The following is an 18,002-nucleotide window of genomic DNA, read 5'->3' as shown; positions in this document are numbered from 1 at the left end:
GCGGTCACTCGGCCGCGACAGCCGTGGGGCTGCGGGTGAAATCTTCCGCGAAATGCTTCAGCGCGCTGCGCACGGGGATGGGCGTCATGCCGCCCATGGCGCAGAGCGAGCCGTCGGTCATGACCTCGCACAGGTCCTGGAGCAGCGTGACGTTGGCCGCCACATTCTGCCCGGCGATGATGCGGTCCATCACCTCGACGCCGCGCACCGCGCCGATGCGGCAGGGGGTGCACTTGCCGCAGGACTCCGCCGCGCAGAACTCCATGGCGAAGCGGGCCTGCTTGGCCATGTCCACGCCGTCGTCGAACACCACGATGCCGCCGTGGCCGACCATCGCCTCCACCGCCGCGAAGGCCTCGTAGTCCTTGGGCAGGTCGAACAGCGACGGCGGCAGGTAGGCGCCGAGCGGGCCGCCGGCCTGCACCGCGCGGATCGGGCGGCCGGTGATGGTACCGCCGCCGAACTCGTACAGCAGCTCGTGCAGCGTGACGCCGAAGGCCTTCTCCACGATGCCGCCGTGTTTGATGTTGCCGGCCAGCTGGAAGGCCAGCGTGCCGCGCGACCGGCCGACGCCGAAGTCGCGGTAGTAGGACGCCCCCTTGTCCAGGATGACCGGCACGGAGGTCAGCGACAGCACGTTGTTGACCACGGTCGGCTTGCCGAACAGCCCCTCCAGCGCCGGCAGCGGCGGCTTGGCCCGGACGGTGCCGCGCTTGCCCTCCAGGCTTTCCAGCATGGAGGTCTCCTCGCCGCAGATGTAGGCGCCGGCCCCGACGCGGACGTCCAGGTGGAAACGGTGGGCGGTGCCGTGGATTTCGTCGCCCAGCCACTTCTCGTCGTAGGCCAGCCGGATCGCCTCGCGCATCGTCGCGACGGCGTGCGGGTATTCGGAGCGGATGTAGATGTAGCCCTCGGTGGCGCCCACCGCGATGGCGGCGATGGTCATGCCCTCGATCAGGCAGAAGGGGTCGCCCTCCATGATCATGCGGTCGGCGAAGGTGCCGCTGTCGCCTTCGTCGGCGTTGCAGCAGATGTACTTCTGGTCCGCCCGCGCGTTCAGCACCGTGTTCCACTTGATGCCGGTCGGGAAGCCGGCGCCGCCGCGGCCGCGCAGGCCGGACTCCGTCACCTCCGTGACGATCTCGGCGGGCGTCATGGCGAGCGCCCGCTCCAGCCCGCGGAACCCGCCGTGCAGGCGGTAGTCCTCCACCGACAGCGGGTCGATGATGCCGCAACGGGCGAAGGTCAACCGCTCCTGCTTGGCGAAGTAGGGGATTGCTTCGGTCAGGCCGTGGCCCAGCGCGTGCCCGGCGCCCTGGAGGAAGCCGGCGTCGAACAGGCCGGGCACGTCCTCGGCATTCACCGGCCCATAGGCGACGCGGCCCTGCGGCGTCTCCACCTCGACCAGGGTTTCCAGCCACAGCATCCCGCGGGAGCCGTTGCGGACGATGCGCAGCGGCAGACCGCGCCTGGTCGCCTCCGCCCGGATCGCCGCCGCGACCTCCTCGGCGCCCACCGACAGGGCGGCGGCGTCGCGGGGAACGTAGACGGTGTGCATGGTCGTGTGATGGGGGGCGCTCATCGAGTGGCCTCCGCGGCGAGGGTGGAGGCAGCGATGGCGTCGAACCGGCCCGGGCTGACCCGGCCGTGCAGCGTCTCGTCCACCATCACGGCGGGGGCCAGCGCGCAGTTGCCGAGGCAGAAGACCGGCTCCAGCGTGAAGGCGTCGTCAGCCGTGGTATCGTGAAAGTCCACCTTAAGGCGGCGGCGGATGTGGTCGATCAGCCCGTCGGCGTTCATCGACTGGCAGGCCTCCGCCCGGCAAACCTTGATGGTGTGGCGGCCCGGGCGGGTGCGGCGGAACTCGTGGTAGAAGGACACCACCCCGTGCACGTCGGCGCGCGACAGGTTCAGTTCGCTGGCCAGCATCGGCACGGCGTCCTCGTCGATGCAGCCGAACTCCTCCTGCAGGGCGTGCAGGATCGGCAGCAGGTTGCCGCGCAGGTGCCGGTTGGCCTCGACGATCGCCGCGGCGCGCTCCGCGTTCCAGGGTGATCGAGCGTTCATGGTCTCCTCCCCCGCGCCCCGGCTCGGTTTGGGTGGGGCGCTCGTTTCGTGTCTCGTCCGTTAGGGTGGCGGACGATTGGGGAGGCGGCAAATTTGATTTCTTGATGCGGTGATAGGCTTTGGCTATCGCGGCCGGGGAGTCACCACCAAGGCACCAAGACACCAAGGATTTCGGAAGAGGCGTCGGCTCACCGGGTGGGGCGTTTGGCGTTCTGAAAACAGCTTTCCGTCGTCATCCCAGCCTTCACTGGGATGACGGAGAAGGCGCGTCGCTCCTTGGTGTCTTGGTGCCTTGGTGGTGAAAGAATCACCGCCGCCATGGCGTCAGCGCTTCCTCCTTGATGGCGCGGATGCGGTCGCCCAACCCCTTTTCGCCGGCCACGGTGGCGAGCGCCTTGGTCAGCGGGGCGATGGGCTCGCGGTCGGCGTAGACGAGGCCGACGGCGTAGGTCAGGTCTGGCTCGACCAGCGGCAATGCCACCACGTCCGGGTGCGGCGCCACCAGGGTCAGCAGCTGGCTCGGCACCACGCTGGCGCCCAGGCCGCTGCGCGCGATGGTGTAGAGCGTGACGATGGAGTTGGTCTCCACCAGCGGGGTCACCTTGCGGTCGGCCATGCGGAAGGCGGCGTCGGCGATTCGGCGGTTCTGCATGTCCGGCGTCAGCAGGCAGAGCGGCAGGTCGGCGGCGTCGTCCCAGCGGACGCTGGCGGTGCCCTCGGGCAGGCTGGTCCGCGGGGCCAGCAGGAAGTACCGCTCGGACACCAGCGGCGCCGTTCGGACGTTGTTCAGAGGTTCGTTGTCGAGGTAGGTCACCGCCGCGTCCAGTTCGAAGGCGTCCAGGTCGCGCTGGATGTCGCGGGAGCTAAGCGAGACCACGCTGGACTGGATGTGCGGGTAGCGCTCCGCGAATCGGGCGAGCAGCAGGGGCACCACAGGCAGGGCGGTCGGGATGGCGCCGATTCGCAGATGGCCGGACAGGCCCTTGCTCAGCGCCGCCAACTCCTGGTACAGGCCGTCCCGCTCGCCCACGATGCGGCGGGCGTATTCCAGAACCTTCAACCCTTCGGTGGTGAAGCCGGCGAACTTCTGCCCGCGCTCCACGATGGGGACGCGCAGCTCCTCCTCCAATTGGCGGATGGCGTTGGACAGGGTCGGCTGCGAGACGTGGCAGGCTTCCGCCGCGCGCCCGAAGTGCTGCTCGCGCGCCAGCGCCAACAGATAGTTGAACTTGCGGAACAGGGCGTTTCTCCCATAATGCCGAAGGCCGGCTTTGCAGAAATTCCGGCTCTGCGTAAATTATGCATGCTGGCGTGCACGTGCGACAAGCGGGCTTCCAAGCATGCAGGAACTTGAGCGATCGGCGACTTGGGGGATGCATGACGGGCAAGTTGGGCCGCCTTGCCGGAATTTACCTAGCCGGATTTTGTCTGGGTGGAGTGGTGATGATGGTTGCCGGCTTGGGCGCTGGTTCAGCGGCAGCGGAGGACACCGTCCGGCTGTTCGCGGCCGGCAGCCTGAAGCCCGCCCTGACGGAGGTCGCCCGCGACTTCGAAGCGATGACCGGCATTCGGGTGGAGGCCACCTTCGGCCCCTCCGGCGCGCTGAAGGACCGGCTGGCGGGCGGCGCCGCGGCGGACGTCTTCGCCTCCGCCAACATGGAGCACCCCCGGGCGCTGGCCCAGGGCGGGCAGGCCTTGCCGCCGCGGCCCTTCGCGCGCAACCAGTTCTGCGCGCTGGCCCGCCCCCCGGTTGCGCTGACCAGCGCTACCCTGCTCGACCGGCTGCTCGACCCCGCGGTGCGGGTCGGCACCTCGACCCCGAAGGCCGACCCGGCCGGCGACTACGCGTGGGAACTGTTCGCCAAGGCCGACGCGTTGCGCCCCGGCAGCGGGCGGGTGCTGCGCGCCAAGGCCATGCAGCTGACCGGCGCACCCGATTCGCCGAAGCCACCCGACGACCGCAGCGTCTACGGCTGGCTGATGGAACAGGACCGCGCCGACGTCTTCCTCACCTACTGCACCAACGCCCGCCTGGCGGTGGAGGAGGAACCGGTGCTGAAGGTCGTCGCCATCCCCGAATCGCTGGCCGTCGGGGCGCTCTACGGCCTCATCGTGCTGAAGAAGGGGAACGCGGCGCGGGGCAACGCGTTGGCCGACCACATCCTGTCGGAGGCCGGCCAAGCGGTGCTGGAACGCTACGGCTTCACCAAGCCGTAAGCGCCCGGCTCACTCCCCGGCCTGCGGCGCCGGCACATGGCGGGAGCGCATCAGCTTCCCGCCCTCGGTCACCAGCACGGTGGCCAGCGCCAGGTAGCCCAGGCAGACGAAGCCGATGATCAGCGGGCGCACGGTGCCGTCGAAGGACCGACCGATGATCATGCCGACCACGGCGCCCGCCGCCGTGCTGTAGCAGCCGACGAAGGACGACCCCATGCCGGCCACGTGGCCCAGCGGCTCCATCGCCATGGCGTTGAAGTTCGGCGCGATCAGGCCGAAGCAGTAGAATATCACCGCCATGAACAGGCCCAGCACCAGCAGGGGCGGGTGCTCCGGAAAGCCCATCAGGGCCATGACCGTGCCGGCCGCCACATAGCCGATCAGCGCCAAGTGCGACACGCGGTGCATGCCGACGCGCCCGACGAACCGCGCGTTGGTCAGCGAGGCCAGCGCCATGACCCCGGCGATGGCGCCGAAGGCGACCGGGAACAGGCTGCCCAACCCGTAGACGTCCTGGAAGATCTGCTGGGCGCTGCCAACGTAGCTCAGCAGCCCGCCGAACAGGAAGCCCATGGCCGTGGTGTAGCCAACCGTGGCGCGGGTCGTGACCACCATGCGGAAGGCGTGGCCGAGCGCCGCGGGGGTCAGCGACATGCGGTCCTCCGGCCGGCGCGTCTCGCGCAGGCGCAGCATCGACCAGGCGAAGGCGATGGCGCTCGCCAGGAACAGCGCGCCGAAGATCCACGGCCATGTGCCCAGCCGCAGGATGCCCTCGCCCAGGCTCGGCGCGATGACCGGCACGATGATGAAGATCATCATGACGAAGGACATCACTCGGGCCATCTCGCGGCCCAGGAAGCGGTCGCGCACGATGGCGATGGCGACCACCCGCGGCGCCGCGGCGCCCAGCCCCTGCAAGGCGCGGGCGGCGAGCAGCGTGGCGAAGCTGGGGGCGAGGGCGGCGCCCAGCGACCCGATGGCGAAGATGACCAGGCCGACCGCCAGGATCGGCTTGCGGCCGAACCGGTCGGACAGCGGGCCGTGGAAGGGCTGGCCGGCCGCCAGGCCCAGCATGTAGGCGGTGATGATCAGCTGGCGGTCGTTCGCCCCGGTCAGCGCGTAGGTCTGCGCGATTTCCGGAAGCGCCACCAGCATGATGTCGATCGACAAGGCGGTCAGCGCGATCAGCAGCGCCATCAGCGCAACGAATTCGCCGAAACGGACGTCCTGCGTTCCGGCGGGCGTCTGGGGCGGGCTCTGGGCGGGGGGAGGGGGCGTGTTCGGCATGGTCGCAGTGTGAAGCGGTGCCGCGGGCTCCACAAACCGAAAGAGCGCAGCCCCGCCATCCGGAATTTTGCAGTTGCAACAATCGCGGTGGCCAAACACTGCGGCCAGACCCGCCCGTCACGCGTCCGGGATAGGAAACCAAAGCGTCGCGTTGGTCCCGCCGCCTGCCATGCTGCCACCCGCCATGCCGCCATCTGTCATGCCGAAGCGGCCGTCGAGCTGGCCAGCCAGCGCCTGCACCAGCTTCAGCCCCAGGCTGCTCGGCCGGTCCAGGCTGAAACCGTCGGGCAGGCCGCGGCCGTCGTCGCGCACGGTCAGCACCGCCCCGTCCCCATCCGCCCGCAAGCCGACCGCGATCGTCCCACCGCAATCGCCGGGAAAGGCGTGCTCCAGCGCGTTGCTGACCAACTCGGTGACGATCAGCGCCAGCGGGATCATCTTGTCGGCGGGAATGTCGAGCGCGTCGGCGGAGACGGGGCAGCGGACCCTGTCCGCGCCGGCGCTGTCCAGGACGTCCTGGCACAGGCTCGACAGGAATTCGGCCAGCGATGTCCGTTCGCGGTTGGGATCGTGCAGCGTGCGATGCAGGCGGCCCAGCGTCGTCAGGCGCCCGCAGGCGTCCTCCAGCGCGCGTCGCGCCGCCGGGTCCGTCACGTTGGCCTGCTGGATCAGCATCAGGGCGGAGACGAGCTGCAGGTTGTTCGACACGCGGTGCTGCAACTCGGAAAACATCACCTGCGCCTGCTGCGTCAGCGCGGCGCTCCGGTTGCGCTCCTCCGCCAGCCGCTCCAGCGCCACGTTCATGATGTGGATGACGGTGATGTCGACCGCGACCACCACGATGTAGAAGCCCAGCGCCAACGCGGTGCCGGATGTGACTTCGAAGGAGTTCAGCGGCTCTATGAAGAAATACCACGCCGCCAGGCCGCTCAGCACCGCGGTCACGATGCCCGGCCACAGTCCCGCCAGGACGGTGGTGAGGATGACGGCCGGAAAGAAGGTCAGGTAGGGATAGCCGGGGGGAAGCCGATCGCCGATCGCCATCCGGACGACCAGGGCGACCACGAAGGCCAGGACGGCGAAAACCAGCCCGAGCCCCACGCTCTTGCGCAGTCGGAAGAGCGTGCTCAACGGCATGGGGGGCATGGGGAACGCGCGCCCGTTCGGAAAACCATTCCATATTCAACGCGATGGACGGTCCGAAGGCAACGCGCGAATGGGCAATCGCGGAAAAATGATAAAATTATCAGTTCTGGTGCGCCGTCCGCTTCGGACGGCCGCTGCGCGCGGGACCGTGGCTGGCTGGATCGATGCCGGCCGCCACGGCCCGAAGACGCAAGGTGAACCCGCCGATCAGAGGCCCGGGGTGATGTAGCTGCGGCCGGCCTGGTGGTCGTCGTTGTTGAAGCCGCGGCGGTCGCCGATGCGGGCGGAGGCGGTCAGCGCGGCGGCCTGCTCGGCAACCTCGGCGACGCCCTGGGCGGACACGGAGAACAGACGGCCGTCGGCGCCACGGATGAGGGCGGTCTGGCTGATGGTGGTGGTCATGGGCGTTGCTCCTTGTCTTCGGGGTTTGTCGGGGTCCGCGAATACCGCGGTATGACCAAACCTTCGATCGAAAGGGGCTGTCCGGACTGTGAAGAACTTCACACGCCGGGGGGTACCTCACGCGGTAGAAAATGCCCACACGCGTGCACACGCGCAGCGCCACGCCGCGATACCGAGCCAAAGGAGCGCACCGATGAAGATGGACCGCCGGATCCCCCGCAGTCTTGACGAAATGGCCGATCTCAGCTCCCTGGCCGCTCCGCCGGCGGTCGTGTCCCGTTCGGTGATGGTGGCCGGCCGCCGGACCAGCCTGCGGCTCGAGGCCCCCGTGTGGGATGGCCTGAAGGACATCGCCCGCAACCAGGGCAAGTCGCTGGATGTCCTGTGCGGCGAGATCCACGACGGCCGAACGCAGGGCATTCCCTTCGCCACCAGCGTGCGCGTGTATGTCCTGAACTATTTCCGGGACGGCGCGGCCGGGTGCTCCGCCCTGGTGGCCTGACGCGCTCGCAGCGGCGTGCCATGCGATGCCCGAAGCGCTCGGGTTGTGGGTCGTGGCGGGGCTTTCCCGACTCCAAGGGCCCGGCCCGTGATCGTCCGATTCCCGCGTTCAGGGATCGCCGTTCAGCGCGCGGGAGTCCTGTCGGCAGCCGCGGCATCGTGCGACCAGGGGCCGCATCAGCATGCGCTCGCCCATGCCCTCCGCTACCCCCAGGTGGTGGAGCGCGTCCTCGTGCCGCGACGAGGCGAACAAGGCCCGCGCCAACGACAGATGGGCCCAGGCCTGCTCGGGGGGCTGCTGGATGTCGCGTGCCACCGCCAGGGCTTCCTCGGCGTAGGCGACGGCGGCTTGCGCCTGTCCCGTTTCCACCGCCAGTTCGGACATCCAATTCAGGATCCGCGGCTTGGGAAGCGAGTGGTTGAGCATGCGGGCCTGTTCCAGACTCGCGTGGAGGAGCCTCGATCCCTCCTCGACCGACCCGGTCCGGGCGATCGCATAGCCGAGCGCGCCCAACGTCAGCGGCTGATAGATGTGAAGCCGGATGGCTTCCGTGATCGTCACCGCGTCCTTCAGCAACGGAAGCGCTGCGTCGAACTGTCCCCCGGTGATGTGGGTCAGGGCCAGATACATCTTCGATGTCGAGATCGAGAAGGCGTGCCCTGCTTGCTCGGCGCTGTCCAGGGCGCGGCGCGCGGCGCGGACCGCATCCTGGTTGCGCCCCAACTCGGCGAGGCATCGTCCCTGGTGGCAGGCGCTGATCACCGTGGCCACGACGGCAAGGCCGAACCGCGCAAAGGCGTTGTAGTCCAGCGCCAGGGAACGGGCTTCCTCCAGCTTTTCAAGCGCTTCCGGGAAATCTCCCTTGTCGCCCAGCATGCCCCCCAGCCGCGCCAGCACCTGGATGCGAAGCTCGACGCTGCCGCCCGCACCCAAATGGTCGAGCGCGCTTTTGCTCAGTTCGACGGCCTCGTCCAGGGTGCCGTAGACCCATTTGAACGATGCCATCAGGGACGTGGCGCGCGCGTAGCGGAAGCGGTCGTCGATGCCGAGCGCGAAGTCGCGCGCCGTCGTCAGATGGCTTCCGGGCAGCGGCCGGCCTTGCGGCAGGATCACCAGCGGGATGGCGATCAGCAGGTCGATGCGGCGCTGCGTGTTGCGCCGGGTCTGCGGCAAATGGTCCAACGCCTTCAGGGCGTTCTCGTAGAAGCGCTCCGCGTCGAAATGCTTGCAGCGGGTTTCCGCCCGCCGGCCGGCCCGACGGCCGTAGGCGCAGGCGAGTGCCCATTGCTCGGCGAAATAGGCGTGGTGCGCCATCAGCTCCGCCCGGTTGGGCAGGCTGCGGTCGCGGCGCAGGCGCAGCGCGCGCAGCACGCGGCCGTGCAGCGGCTGGCGGTCGCGCTTGGTCAGAGTGGCGTAGGCGACCTCCTGCACCAGCGCGTGACGAAAGGTGACCGCCAGGTTGGGCATCAGGCGCGACCGCGCCAGGAATCCGTCCTCCTCCAGCCGCGCGAGGATCGGCGGCAGTTCGGCCGTGGGGACGGGCGAGACCTGGCGCAGCAGTTCCAGGTCCACCGACGTGCCGATGACCGCCGCGTGCAGCAGCACCCGCCGCGCGACCGGGTCGATCGCGTCGATGCGCGACGCCAGCAGCCCGTGCACGGTGGTCGGCAGGATCACCGTGGCGTCCGACTTTCCGATCTCGTAACGGCCGGGGCTGCCGACGATGGCGCCGGAGGACTCCAGCGTGCGCAGCGACTCTTCCAGGTAGAGCGGAACGCCCTGGCTCTGCGTCGCCACCCGTTCCTTCAGGTTGGCCAGCGCAGGGTTGTGGCCCAGCCAGTGGTCCAGGAACTCGTCGGCCTGGATCGGTTCCAGCGGTTCCAGCGCGATGTGCCGCACATGCTCCGGCGCGGTCCAGCCGCCGCGCGTGTCGGGGCGGCTGGTGGCGATCGCCAGGACGGGGACATCGTCGAGCGCCTCGCACAGCGCGTCGAGCAGCCGGTTGGTCAGGCCGCGCGTCCAGTGCGCGTCTTCCACCAGGATCAGCAGCGGGCGGTCGGCGGATAGGTCGCGGATGGCCGCGACCAGCCCTTCGATGGCGAACTCCACCTTCTGCGCGGCGTCCAGGGTGATCCAGGTGGGGTGCACGGATGGCACGCCCAGCAGTTCCTTCACCGCTTCCCCGGCCAGTTCGCCGCCGTTGCGCTCCGCCGCCGCAGCGACCGCGACCACGGCGACGCGGTCCGCGGTTCCAATCGCGGTTCCGCCGACCAGCGCGGCAAGGCTGCTTGCCACCGCCTCCAGGTCGTCGGGTTCGCCCAGGCGGCGGATCGGGAACTGCGGCCAGTACAGCGTGCCGAACCCGCACGCCGCCGGGCTGCGCGTCAGCTCGCTGGTCAGGCGCGACTTTCCGATGCCCGCCTCGCCGCTCAGCAGGATGAAGGCGCCTTCGCCGTCCCGCGCGTGGTGCAGGGCCTCGGTCAGTTCGGCCAATTCCGCGTGCCGCCCGACGAACAGGTTCGCGTCCGACGACAGCATGTCCATCGCCGTGCGCCGTATGGCGCGGGCGGATTCCAGCGCGTGGGCGGCCACCGGTTCGGCCGTAGCCGACAGGCGCAGCGTCCCCGCCGGGCGGGCGGTCAGGCCGGTCGGCACCAGGGCCAGCGTGGCGTGGCTCAGCAGCACGCTGTTGGGCTCGGCTCGCTGCTGCAGCTTGGCGGCGACGTGCACGGTCTCGCCCACGGTGCGGTAGTCGGTCCACACGCCGCTTTCCACGACCTGGGCCACCACCTCGCCGGAGCTGATGCCGACGCGCACCTTGAAGTCGGCGGAATCGATCGCCGCGCGGGCGATGTCCTGGGCGGCGAGGCAGGCGCGCAGCGCGTGGTCCTCCATCGCGGCCGGCGCGCCGAACACCGCCATCATGCCGTCGCCCAGCATCTGCGCGATGGTGCCGCCGTACCGCGCGACGCCGTCCGTCAGGATCTGCAGGATGCCCAGGAGTGTCTGGTCGGCCTCCTCCGGGTCGCGGCCGGAAACCATGCTCGACGATTCGACGATGTCCGCGAACAGGACGGTGACGACCTTGCGCTCCGGCGGCTTGCGGCGGATCGCCCCGTCCGGGCCGCCGTTCGCAACCTCCGGTTCCGGACGCACGGGCACGCTGCGGGGTGCCGCCGCTCCGGGCAGTGCCTCCGGTATCCCATCAAAGTCGAAACGTGCGTTTGCCATGAAGCCCCCAGCCGGAGCCCTCTTTGACATATTAGAGCATGCAATTCCAGATTTGTGGATTTCAAACCAATCTGCCCGTGATTCTTTTTCAAAAGGCGCCGCTTCTGCATACAGGTGTATGTCATCACGGGCGATATTATGGAAAAGCGCCGCAGCGACTGTCGCTGCGGCGCTCATTTCATGAATATTATTCTAATATATAACGAATTCCGTATGACCCGAGGGCGCCGATCCGCCCCCGAGTCGCTGCGGTTTCCGCTTTCGTCCTATGCCCGAGATTAAGCGCTGATCCTCAGCGCTTAACCGCCATGCCCTCGACCTGGCTGACGTCGCGCACGGCGCCGCGGTCGGCGCTGGTGGTCAGGGCGGCGTAGGCGCGCAGGGCGGGGGAGACCACGCGGTTGCGGCTGCCCGGCTTCCAGGCCGCCGCCCCCTTGGCGTTCTCCGCGTCGCGGCGGCGCTGCAGCTCGTCGTCCGCCACGGCGAGGCGGATGGAGCGGTTCGGGATGTCGATTTCGATCCGGTCGCCCTCCTGCACCAAGCCGATGGCTCCGCCCTGGGCCGCTTCCGGCGAGGCGTGGCCGATCGACAGGCCGGACGTGCCGCCGGAGAAGCGGCCGTCGGTGACCAGCGCGCAGGCCTTGCCCAGCCCCTTCGACTTCAGGTAGCTGGTCGGGTACAGCATCTCCTGCATGCCGGGGCCGCCGCGCGGCCCTTCGTAGCGGATGACCACCACGTCGCCGGCCTTCACCGTGTCGCCCAGGATGGCCTCCACCGCGGCGTCCTGGCTTTCGAACACGCGGGCCGGGCCGGCGAAGACGAGGTTGGACGCGTCCACGCCCGCCGTCTTCACGATGCAGCCCTTCTCCGCGATGTTGCCGAACAGCACGGCCAGCCCGCCGTCCTTGCTGAAGGCGCTGTCGACGGAGCGGATGACGCCCTTGTCGCGGTCCAGGTCCAGATCAGGCCAGCGCTTCTCCTGGCTGAAGGCGATGGTGGTCGGGATGCCGCCCGGCGCCGCCTTGTAGAGCGTGTGCACGCTTGCGTCGCCGGTGCGCTTCACGTCCCAGCGCTCGATCGCCTCGCCCAGCGTCTTGGCGTGGACGGTGGGGACGTCCCGGTTCAGCAGGCCGGCGCGGTCAAGCTCGCCCAGGATGCCGAAGATGCCGCCGGCGCGGTGAACGTCCTCGATGTGCACGTCCGCCACGGCCGGGGCCACCTTGCAGACGTTCGGCACGCGGCGCGACAGCCGGTCGATGTCGGCCATGGTGAAGGGCACCTGGCCCTCCTGCGCGGCGGCCAGCAGGTGCAGCACCGTGTTGGTGGAGCCGCCCATGGCGATGTCCAGCGTCATGGCGTTCTCGAACGCCTCGAAGGTGGCGATGCCGCGGGGCAGGGCGGTGGCGTCCTCTTCCTGGTACCAGCGGCGGCACAGCTCCACGGCCATGCGGCCGGCGGCCAGGAACAGCTCCTTGCGGTCGGCGTGGGTCGCCAGGATGGTGCCGTTGCCGGGCAGGGCCAGGCCCAGCGCCTCGGTCAGGCAGTTCATGGAGTTGGCGGTGAACATGCCGGAGCAGGAGCCGCAGGTCGGGCAGGAGCTGCGCTCCATCGCCTCGGCCTCCTCGTCGGTCACGGTCGGGTCGGCGGCGGCGACCATGGCGTCGATCAGGTCCACGGCCTTGGTCTTGCCGCGCCAGTTGACCTTGCCGGCCTCCATCGGGCCGCCGGACACGAAGACGACCGGGATGTTCAGCCGCATGGCCGCCATCAGCATGCCCGGCGTGATCTTGTCGCAGTTGGAGATGCACACCAGCGCGTCGGCGCAGTGGGCGTTCACCATGTACTCCACCGCGTCGGCGATCAGCTCGCGGGACGGCAGGCTGTACAGCATGCCGTCGTGGCCCATGGCGATGCCGTCGTCCACGGCGATGGTGTTGAATTCCTTGGCGACGCCGCCCGCCTTCTCGATCTCGCGGGCGACCAGCTGGCCGAGGTCCTTGAGGTGCACGTGGCCCGGGACGAACTGCGTGAAGGAATTGGCGATGGCGATGATCGGCTTGCCGAAATCGCCGTCCTTCATCCCCGTCGCGCGCCACAGGCCGCGAGCGCCCGCCATGTTGCGGCCGTGCGTGGAAGTGCGGGAACGGTAGTGCGGCATAGGTCCACCTCAGAGATCGAACATTGCGTGCGGATGCGGTTTGGCCGCAACACTAGCAATCCCTTCCGGCAGAAACCAGACCTGTCGTTGTGAAGCCAAAGGTGGCTGTGGGCATGGGAGGGCTGCGGCGGGCACAAGGGCGCGCCCGGCCCGGGAAACGACGTGTGGACGGTGAAGCGCTCAGCCCGGCGACGCGTCCTTGCGGGATGCCTTGGCGGATTTGCCGCGCGCCGCACCCCCACGGGAGATCTGGCCACCGGTCTTGGTGGTGCCGGTCTGCTCCGTCCGCCCGGCGGCCACCGCCGACAGGTTCTCCGCCGCGGCGCGCGTGGCGCTTTTGGCAGTCGCGTTTTTGGCCGTCGCGTTTTTTGGGGTCGCGCTTTTGGGTTTGGCGCTTTTTGGGGCGCTGTCTTTCGGCGCCGCCTTGGCCTTCGGCTTCCTGCCGGCGGACTGTTCCGCGGTGCGAAGCTCCGCGTCGATCTCGGCCTGCGCCTGGGACCAGTGCTCGTCGTGGCGGCCGTGCGGCCGGTCTTCCCGCTCCCAGATTTCGTGGGCGCGGCGCTTGATGCGGTCGGATTTGTCGTCCATCGGGAATTGGCCTCCTCGCCATGGCCGTTCTGCGGCGGGGGCCGCCGGGATGCGCAATCCCGGCGGGTTGGTGAACGGCCTTCCCGCTTCAACGCGCGAATCGCGCCGGTGTTTCAAAGTCGGTCTTAGCCGGCGAATTGGGTCTCGAAGCGCGCCGCGTCGGCGGGATCGAGCGCCACGCGCAGCCGGGCCATCCCCTCCTCGTCCCGGCGGTCGAGCACCTGGCCGTGCGCGTAGAGCCAGGCGAGCGCCCGCCCGTCGGCAAGGTCGATGGACAACTCCATCACCCGCCAGCCGCTGGACAGGCGCCGGTCCAGCAGGTCCAGCAGGTCGTCAAGGCCCAGCCCGGTCAGGGCTGACACGGCAACCGCGCGCTCCGCGCCCTCCATCATCCTCTGGTTGGTCAGCCGCATGCCCAGCGCGCCGCGCGCGGTGGCCGGCAGCAGGTCGGTCTTGTTCAGCACCTCCACCACGCGCGGGTCGTTCTCCGCGTCGATGCCCAGCTCCGCCAGCACCCGCTCCACGTCGGCCTTCTGGGCCTCGCTATCGGGGTGGGACACGTCGCGGACGTGCAGGATCAGGTCGGCGGCCTGCACCTCCTCCAGAGTGGCGCGGAAGGCGGCGACGAGCTGCGTCGGCAGGTCGGAGACGAAACCGACCGTGTCCGACAGGGCGATGGTCCGCCCCGACGGCAGGGGGAACTGCCGCACCGTCGGGTCGAGCGTGGCGAACAGCATGTCCTGCGCCGTCACATCGGCGCCCGACAGGCGGTTGAACAGGGTGGACTTGCCGGCGTTGGTGTAGCCGACCAGCGCGACCAGCGGCGTGTCGCCGCGCTGGCGGGCGGCCCGGTGCAGGCCGCGAGTGCGGCGCACCTCCTCCAGCTCCCGCTTCAGGCGGGTGATGCGCTCGGCGATCAGGCGCCGGTCCAACTCCAACTGGCTTTCGCCGGGACCGCCCAGGAAGCCGAAGCCGCCGCGCTGCCGCTCCAGATGGGTCCAGGACCGCACGAGGCGGGAGCGCTGGTAGGTCAACGCCGCCAGCTCCACCTGCAGCTGACCCTCGCGGGTGCGGGCGCGTTCGCCGAAAATCTCCAGGATCAGGCCGGTGCGGTCGATCACCTTGGCCATGCAGATCCGTTCCAGGTTGCGCTGCTGCACGGGGGAGAGCGCGTGATCGATCACCACGAGGTCGGCCTCGAAGGCCTCGGCCATGCCGCCGATGCGCTCCGCGGCGCCGCGTCCGAACAGGCTCGCCGGATCCGGCCGCGCCACCTTGACGACTTCGCAGTGCGGCACGTCCAGCCGGATCGCCTCGGCCAGCGCCACCGCCTCGGCCAGCCGGGCCTGCGGCGGACGGGTCGAGGAATCGCCGGGCAGAAGCGGCAGGATGACCAGCGCGCGGCCCGTGTGCGCGGCCGTGGCGGGATCGGCGCCCTGGCCTTGCATTGCGGAATCGGGAGAGCGGAGCGGGATGCGGTCGTCAGGGTCTGGCATTGCGGTGGCGCAGCTCCATCGATCCAGGAAAATGCCTGCATGTTGTGCAATGCATCCAACAGCCCGGCCCGGCCCGGGTTCCCAAACCGCCCGGAATCGTGCACAACCCCGGAGCCGCTTCCCGGGATCCCTTCTCCCCTCCGGGGAGAAGGTTAGGATGAGGGGGCGGCCGCAGGCCGGAAACGCAGGCTCATTGCAGCGCGTTGACGCTCTTCGGGCGCCCCCTCACCCTGACCCTCTCCCCAGGGGGAGCGGAGAATTCCCGCGCATTCACCGAATCCACCGCCGAGCCGCCTTCATGACTCCCATCGACCAAGCCGTCTTCCCATCGCGCTCCGTCTTCGACCGGTGGCCCTGGTGGGGGCTTTGCCTCGGCTTGGCCGCGGTGATGGTCGTCTCGTCGCTGCTGGTGGGCTTCCGGTTGCCCTATTGGGCGCACGCCGACCAGGACCTTGTGCTCGCCTATCACGGGCTTCTCTTCAACCAGGGCCTTCCGCAGGAGTTCTTCGACCACCCCGGATACACCTATTTCCTGGTGATCGAGGCCTGGTACCGGCTGCTGCACGCGCTGGGGCTGTTGCCGGTCATCACCGTCTCGGGCCTGCCGCCGGCCGCCGACACCGCCGCCTACGACGCCGCGTGGCAGAACCTCGTGGAGGCCGGGCGCGCGCTGTCCATTGCCATCACGGCGGGTTTCGTCCTGGTCTACGCGGCGCTGGCCCGCGCGCTGGTCGGCGACCGGCGCGTCGCTCTGCTGTCGGCCATCGTGCTGGCCTTCGGGATTGGCGTCACGACCCAGGCCCGGCAGATGCGCACCGACCTGCTGTCGGCCTCCTTCGTGGTCACGGCCCTTCTCCTCGTCCTGGCCGCAGTGCGGACGGCGCCGGGCTGGCGGCCGGTGGTGATGCTCGGGCTGGCGGGGCTGCTCGCGGCGCTTGCGGTGGTCACCAAGATCCAGGCGATCTTCCTGGCCATGGGGATTCCGGTGATCGCGCTGCTCTTCGGCCGGCGGTTCGCCCCCGTTCCGCGCCTTAACCATTGGCTGGCCGTGCTCATCTTGCTCGCCGTCGCCGGTGTCGCGGCGGTTCCGGCGGTCGCGCTGATCCGCCAGGGCATCGCCGACGCGGGCCACGCCATGTACCCCTACCACGCGGTCGGCGGTGGCCTGTCGGGCGTCTACCAGGGGATCATCGTCGGCTGGGTCTTCCTCGGCATGATGGTGCACGCCGCGGTGTGGCGCGTCCGCCCGGCCTTCGCCCTGGCTTGCGCCGGGGCGGTGGCGCTGGGACTCGCGCTCGGCGTGCTGGCGCTGGAGATCCGGCCGCACGAGCAGAACGTCATCGCCGTCTCGAACCTGATCGAGCACATGTTCGTCTTCACCACCTGGAAGCATCAGGCGGCGCTGGGCGGGGAGCAGCAGGTGCTGTCCGAAAGCCTGTTCCTGCTGCTGGCCAAGGGCCTGTGGCGCACGCTGGCGATCCGCACCATCGTCCTGCACCCCGACAACGTGCCGCAGACCGTGGTCGTGGAGTGGTTCGTGATCGGCGGCGCCATCGCCCTTTGGCGCCGGGGCGAGCGGCTGGCGGCGGTGCAGGCGGGCTTCCTGCTGCTGGTCGCCTGGGGGCTGGAGACGCTCTTCTCCCTGCGCGGCTTCCAGCGCGCCTACGCTGCCTACACCGACCCGCTGGTCGCGCTCGCCGCCGCCTGGGTGCTGGTGCGCTTCCCCGGCCTTCTGGAGCGCGTCCGGAGCCGCCGCTGGATATACGGCATGATCGCGCTGGTCGTCCTGGTCGCCCACGTCTGGCCGGTCATCGAGGGCCGCCGCCTGCCCAGCCCCGCCGGCCAGTGCTACTGGATCCCCACCTACATGAAGCACGTGGAGACCTTCCCCTTCTGCCGGTGAGGGGGGAAAAGCCCCTCTCCTCCCAAGGGGCGAGGGGCTTTTTTCCTTTACGCCATTGCCCGCGCGCCCTGGACCAGCCGCGCCATGGCCTGTTCCAGCGTCACCGTGCCGTTCGCGCGCTCGGTGCCGTCTTCCGGCACGACGCGGCCCTCGTTCAGGCCGTCGTACATCTCAGCCAGAAGCTCGGCCGGGCGCTGGGCGAGACCGGCGCCGAGCAGGGTGGGCACCCAGGCCTCGCGCGGGACGGCGACCGCCTGCACCGGCCGCCCAGCCGCGGTGGACAGTGCCGCCGCCGCGTCCTGCGGGGTGCGGTCGGTCGGGCCGTTCAGTTCGACCACGCGCAGGCCCCGCGGTCCGCCGAGCAGCGCCTCCGCGGCGGTGCGGCCAATGTCGGCGACGTCCACCATCGGGAAGGGCTTGTCGAGCGGCAGGGTGAAGCAGGGCAGCACGCCCTGGCCCAGCGCCGGCTCCAGCACGTTGGCCCAGTTCTCCATGAAGAATCCCGCGCGCACGATGGTCAGCGGCCGGCCGGCAGCGCGCAGCGCGGTTTCCAACAGGTGCGTCGTGACGATGATGCCGGTCCCGTCCGGCCGGTGGCCGCCGATGGAGGACAGCGCCACCACATGCGGCACCCCGGCGCGCGCCACGGCGTCGGCCAGCGCCGCCCCGACCGCCCGCGCGTCGGCCAGCGGGTCGTCGGAGCCGTAGCCCGGCGGGTTCAGAACATAGACGCCCTTCACGCCCCGGAACGCCGCGGCCAGCGCGTCGGCGTCGCGGGCGTCGGCCACCGCCACCTCCGCCCGCCGAGCGACCCAGGACGCGGCCTTGCCGGCGTCGCGCACCACCACGCGCACCGCCGCACCGCGCGCCAGCAGAGTCTCGGCCACCGCCGCGCCCGTGTTCCCCGTCACGCCCATCACTGCAAACATGGTTCCTTCTCCGTCCGATGAGGTCTTGTCTGCGGATGACGATACGGATGCCGCTCGCATGTGCCCAATGCATGGA

General features: G+C 69.8%; 14 protein-coding genes. 3 read left to right on the top strand and 11 right to left on the bottom strand.

Annotation, left to right across the window (positions count from 1 at the left end):
- Nucleotides 1-4: 4 nt before the first annotated feature.
- The 3 genes from M2351_RS41665 to M2351_RS41655 all read right to left on the bottom strand — a co-directional run bounded on the left by M2351_RS41665 (nt 5) and on the right by M2351_RS41655 (nt 3,307).
- Nucleotides 5-1,582 (bottom strand): formate dehydrogenase beta subunit, encoded by a 1,578-nt coding sequence (locus M2351_RS41665; protein WP_264661827.1) that lies wholly within the window; start codon nt 1,580-1,582, stop codon nt 5-7.
- Complete coding sequence (locus M2351_RS41660; protein WP_264661826.1) at nt 1,579-2,067, bottom strand: formate dehydrogenase subunit gamma; 489 nt, start codon at nt 2,065-2,067, stop codon at nt 1,579-1,581. Before M2351_RS41660 ends, M2351_RS41665 begins: the two co-directional genes overlap by 4 nt.
- A 307-nt stretch (nt 2,068-2,374) precedes the next feature.
- Nucleotides 2,375-3,307, bottom strand: a complete 933-nt coding sequence (locus M2351_RS41655) for a LysR family transcriptional regulator (RefSeq protein WP_264662441.1) — start codon at nt 3,305-3,307, stop codon at nt 2,375-2,377.
- A 218-nt stretch (nt 3,308-3,525) separates the two neighbouring features.
- Between M2351_RS41655 and M2351_RS41650 the strand changes: the two genes are divergently transcribed.
- Nucleotides 3,526-4,284 (top strand): molybdate ABC transporter substrate-binding protein, encoded by a 759-nt coding sequence (locus M2351_RS41650; protein WP_264661825.1) that lies wholly within the window; start codon nt 3,526-3,528, stop codon nt 4,282-4,284.
- Between the two features lie 9 nt (nt 4,285-4,293).
- Here the strand turns inward: M2351_RS41650 and M2351_RS41645 are convergent, their stop codons facing one another.
- The 3 genes from M2351_RS41645 to M2351_RS41635 form a co-directional block, all read right to left on the bottom strand.
- On the bottom strand, nt 4,294-5,571 hold the full coding sequence (locus M2351_RS41645; RefSeq protein ID WP_264661824.1) for a multidrug effflux MFS transporter: 1,278 nt from the start codon (nt 5,569-5,571) through the stop codon (nt 4,294-4,296).
- 117 nt (nt 5,572-5,688) lie between these two features.
- Nucleotides 5,689-6,717: a sensor histidine kinase gene (locus tag M2351_RS41640; protein ID WP_264661823.1), complete on the bottom strand. Its 1,029-nt coding sequence runs from the start codon at nt 6,715-6,717 to the stop codon at nt 5,689-5,691.
- Between the two features lie 207 nt (nt 6,718-6,924).
- The gene (locus tag M2351_RS41635) at nt 6,925-7,119 is read right to left on the bottom strand and encodes a hypothetical protein (RefSeq protein ID WP_264661822.1); all 195 of its coding nucleotides are present in this window, start codon (nt 7,117-7,119) and stop codon (nt 6,925-6,927) included.
- 193 nt (nt 7,120-7,312) lie between these two features.
- Between M2351_RS41635 and M2351_RS41630 the strand changes: the two genes are divergently transcribed.
- Nucleotides 7,313-7,621, top strand: a complete 309-nt coding sequence (locus M2351_RS41630; protein WP_264661821.1) for a ribbon-helix-helix domain-containing protein — start codon at nt 7,313-7,315, stop codon at nt 7,619-7,621.
- A gap of 108 nt (nt 7,622-7,729) precedes the next feature.
- Here M2351_RS41630 and M2351_RS41625 read toward each other — a convergent pair whose 3' ends face one another.
- The 4 genes from M2351_RS41625 to hflX form a co-directional block, all read right to left on the bottom strand.
- Nucleotides 7,730-10,852, bottom strand: coding sequence for an ATP-binding protein (locus M2351_RS41625; RefSeq protein WP_264661820.1), 3,123 nt, complete (start codon nt 10,850-10,852; stop codon nt 7,730-7,732).
- A gap of 292 nt (nt 10,853-11,144) precedes the next feature.
- A complete protein-coding gene (gene ilvD, locus M2351_RS41620; protein WP_264661819.1) occupies nt 11,145-13,010 on the bottom strand; it encodes a dihydroxy-acid dehydratase in 1,866 nt (621 codons plus the stop codon).
- A gap of 180 nt (nt 13,011-13,190) precedes the next feature.
- The gene (locus tag M2351_RS41615) at nt 13,191-13,598 is read right to left on the bottom strand and encodes a DUF2934 domain-containing protein (protein WP_264661818.1); all 408 of its coding nucleotides are present in this window, start codon (nt 13,596-13,598) and stop codon (nt 13,191-13,193) included.
- Between the two features lie 125 nt (nt 13,599-13,723).
- Entirely contained in the window at nt 13,724-15,094 is a 1,371-nt protein-coding gene (hflX, locus tag M2351_RS41610; protein ID WP_454464608.1) for a GTPase HflX, read from the bottom strand.
- 298 nt (nt 15,095-15,392) lie between these two features.
- On the opposite strand from hflX, the gene M2351_RS41605 reads away from it, so the two are divergent.
- Entirely contained in the window at nt 15,393-16,997 is a 1,605-nt protein-coding gene (locus M2351_RS41605) for a phospholipid carrier-dependent glycosyltransferase (protein WP_264661817.1), read from the top strand.
- A gap of 47 nt (nt 16,998-17,044) precedes the next feature.
- On the opposite strand, the gene M2351_RS41600 is transcribed toward M2351_RS41605, so the two are convergent.
- On the bottom strand, nt 17,045-17,926 hold the full coding sequence (locus tag M2351_RS41600; RefSeq protein ID WP_264661816.1) for an NmrA family NAD(P)-binding protein: 882 nt from the start codon (nt 17,924-17,926) through the stop codon (nt 17,045-17,047).
- Nucleotides 17,927-18,002 lie beyond the last annotated feature (76 nt).

Origin of the sequence: Azospirillum canadense (assembly GCF_025961225.1) — a bacterium.
GTDB lineage: Bacteria > Pseudomonadota > Alphaproteobacteria > Azospirillales > Azospirillaceae > Azospirillum > Azospirillum canadense.
The sequence above is the reverse complement of the archived record's forward strand: the minus strand, read 5'-3'. Positions and strand labels throughout refer to the sequence as shown.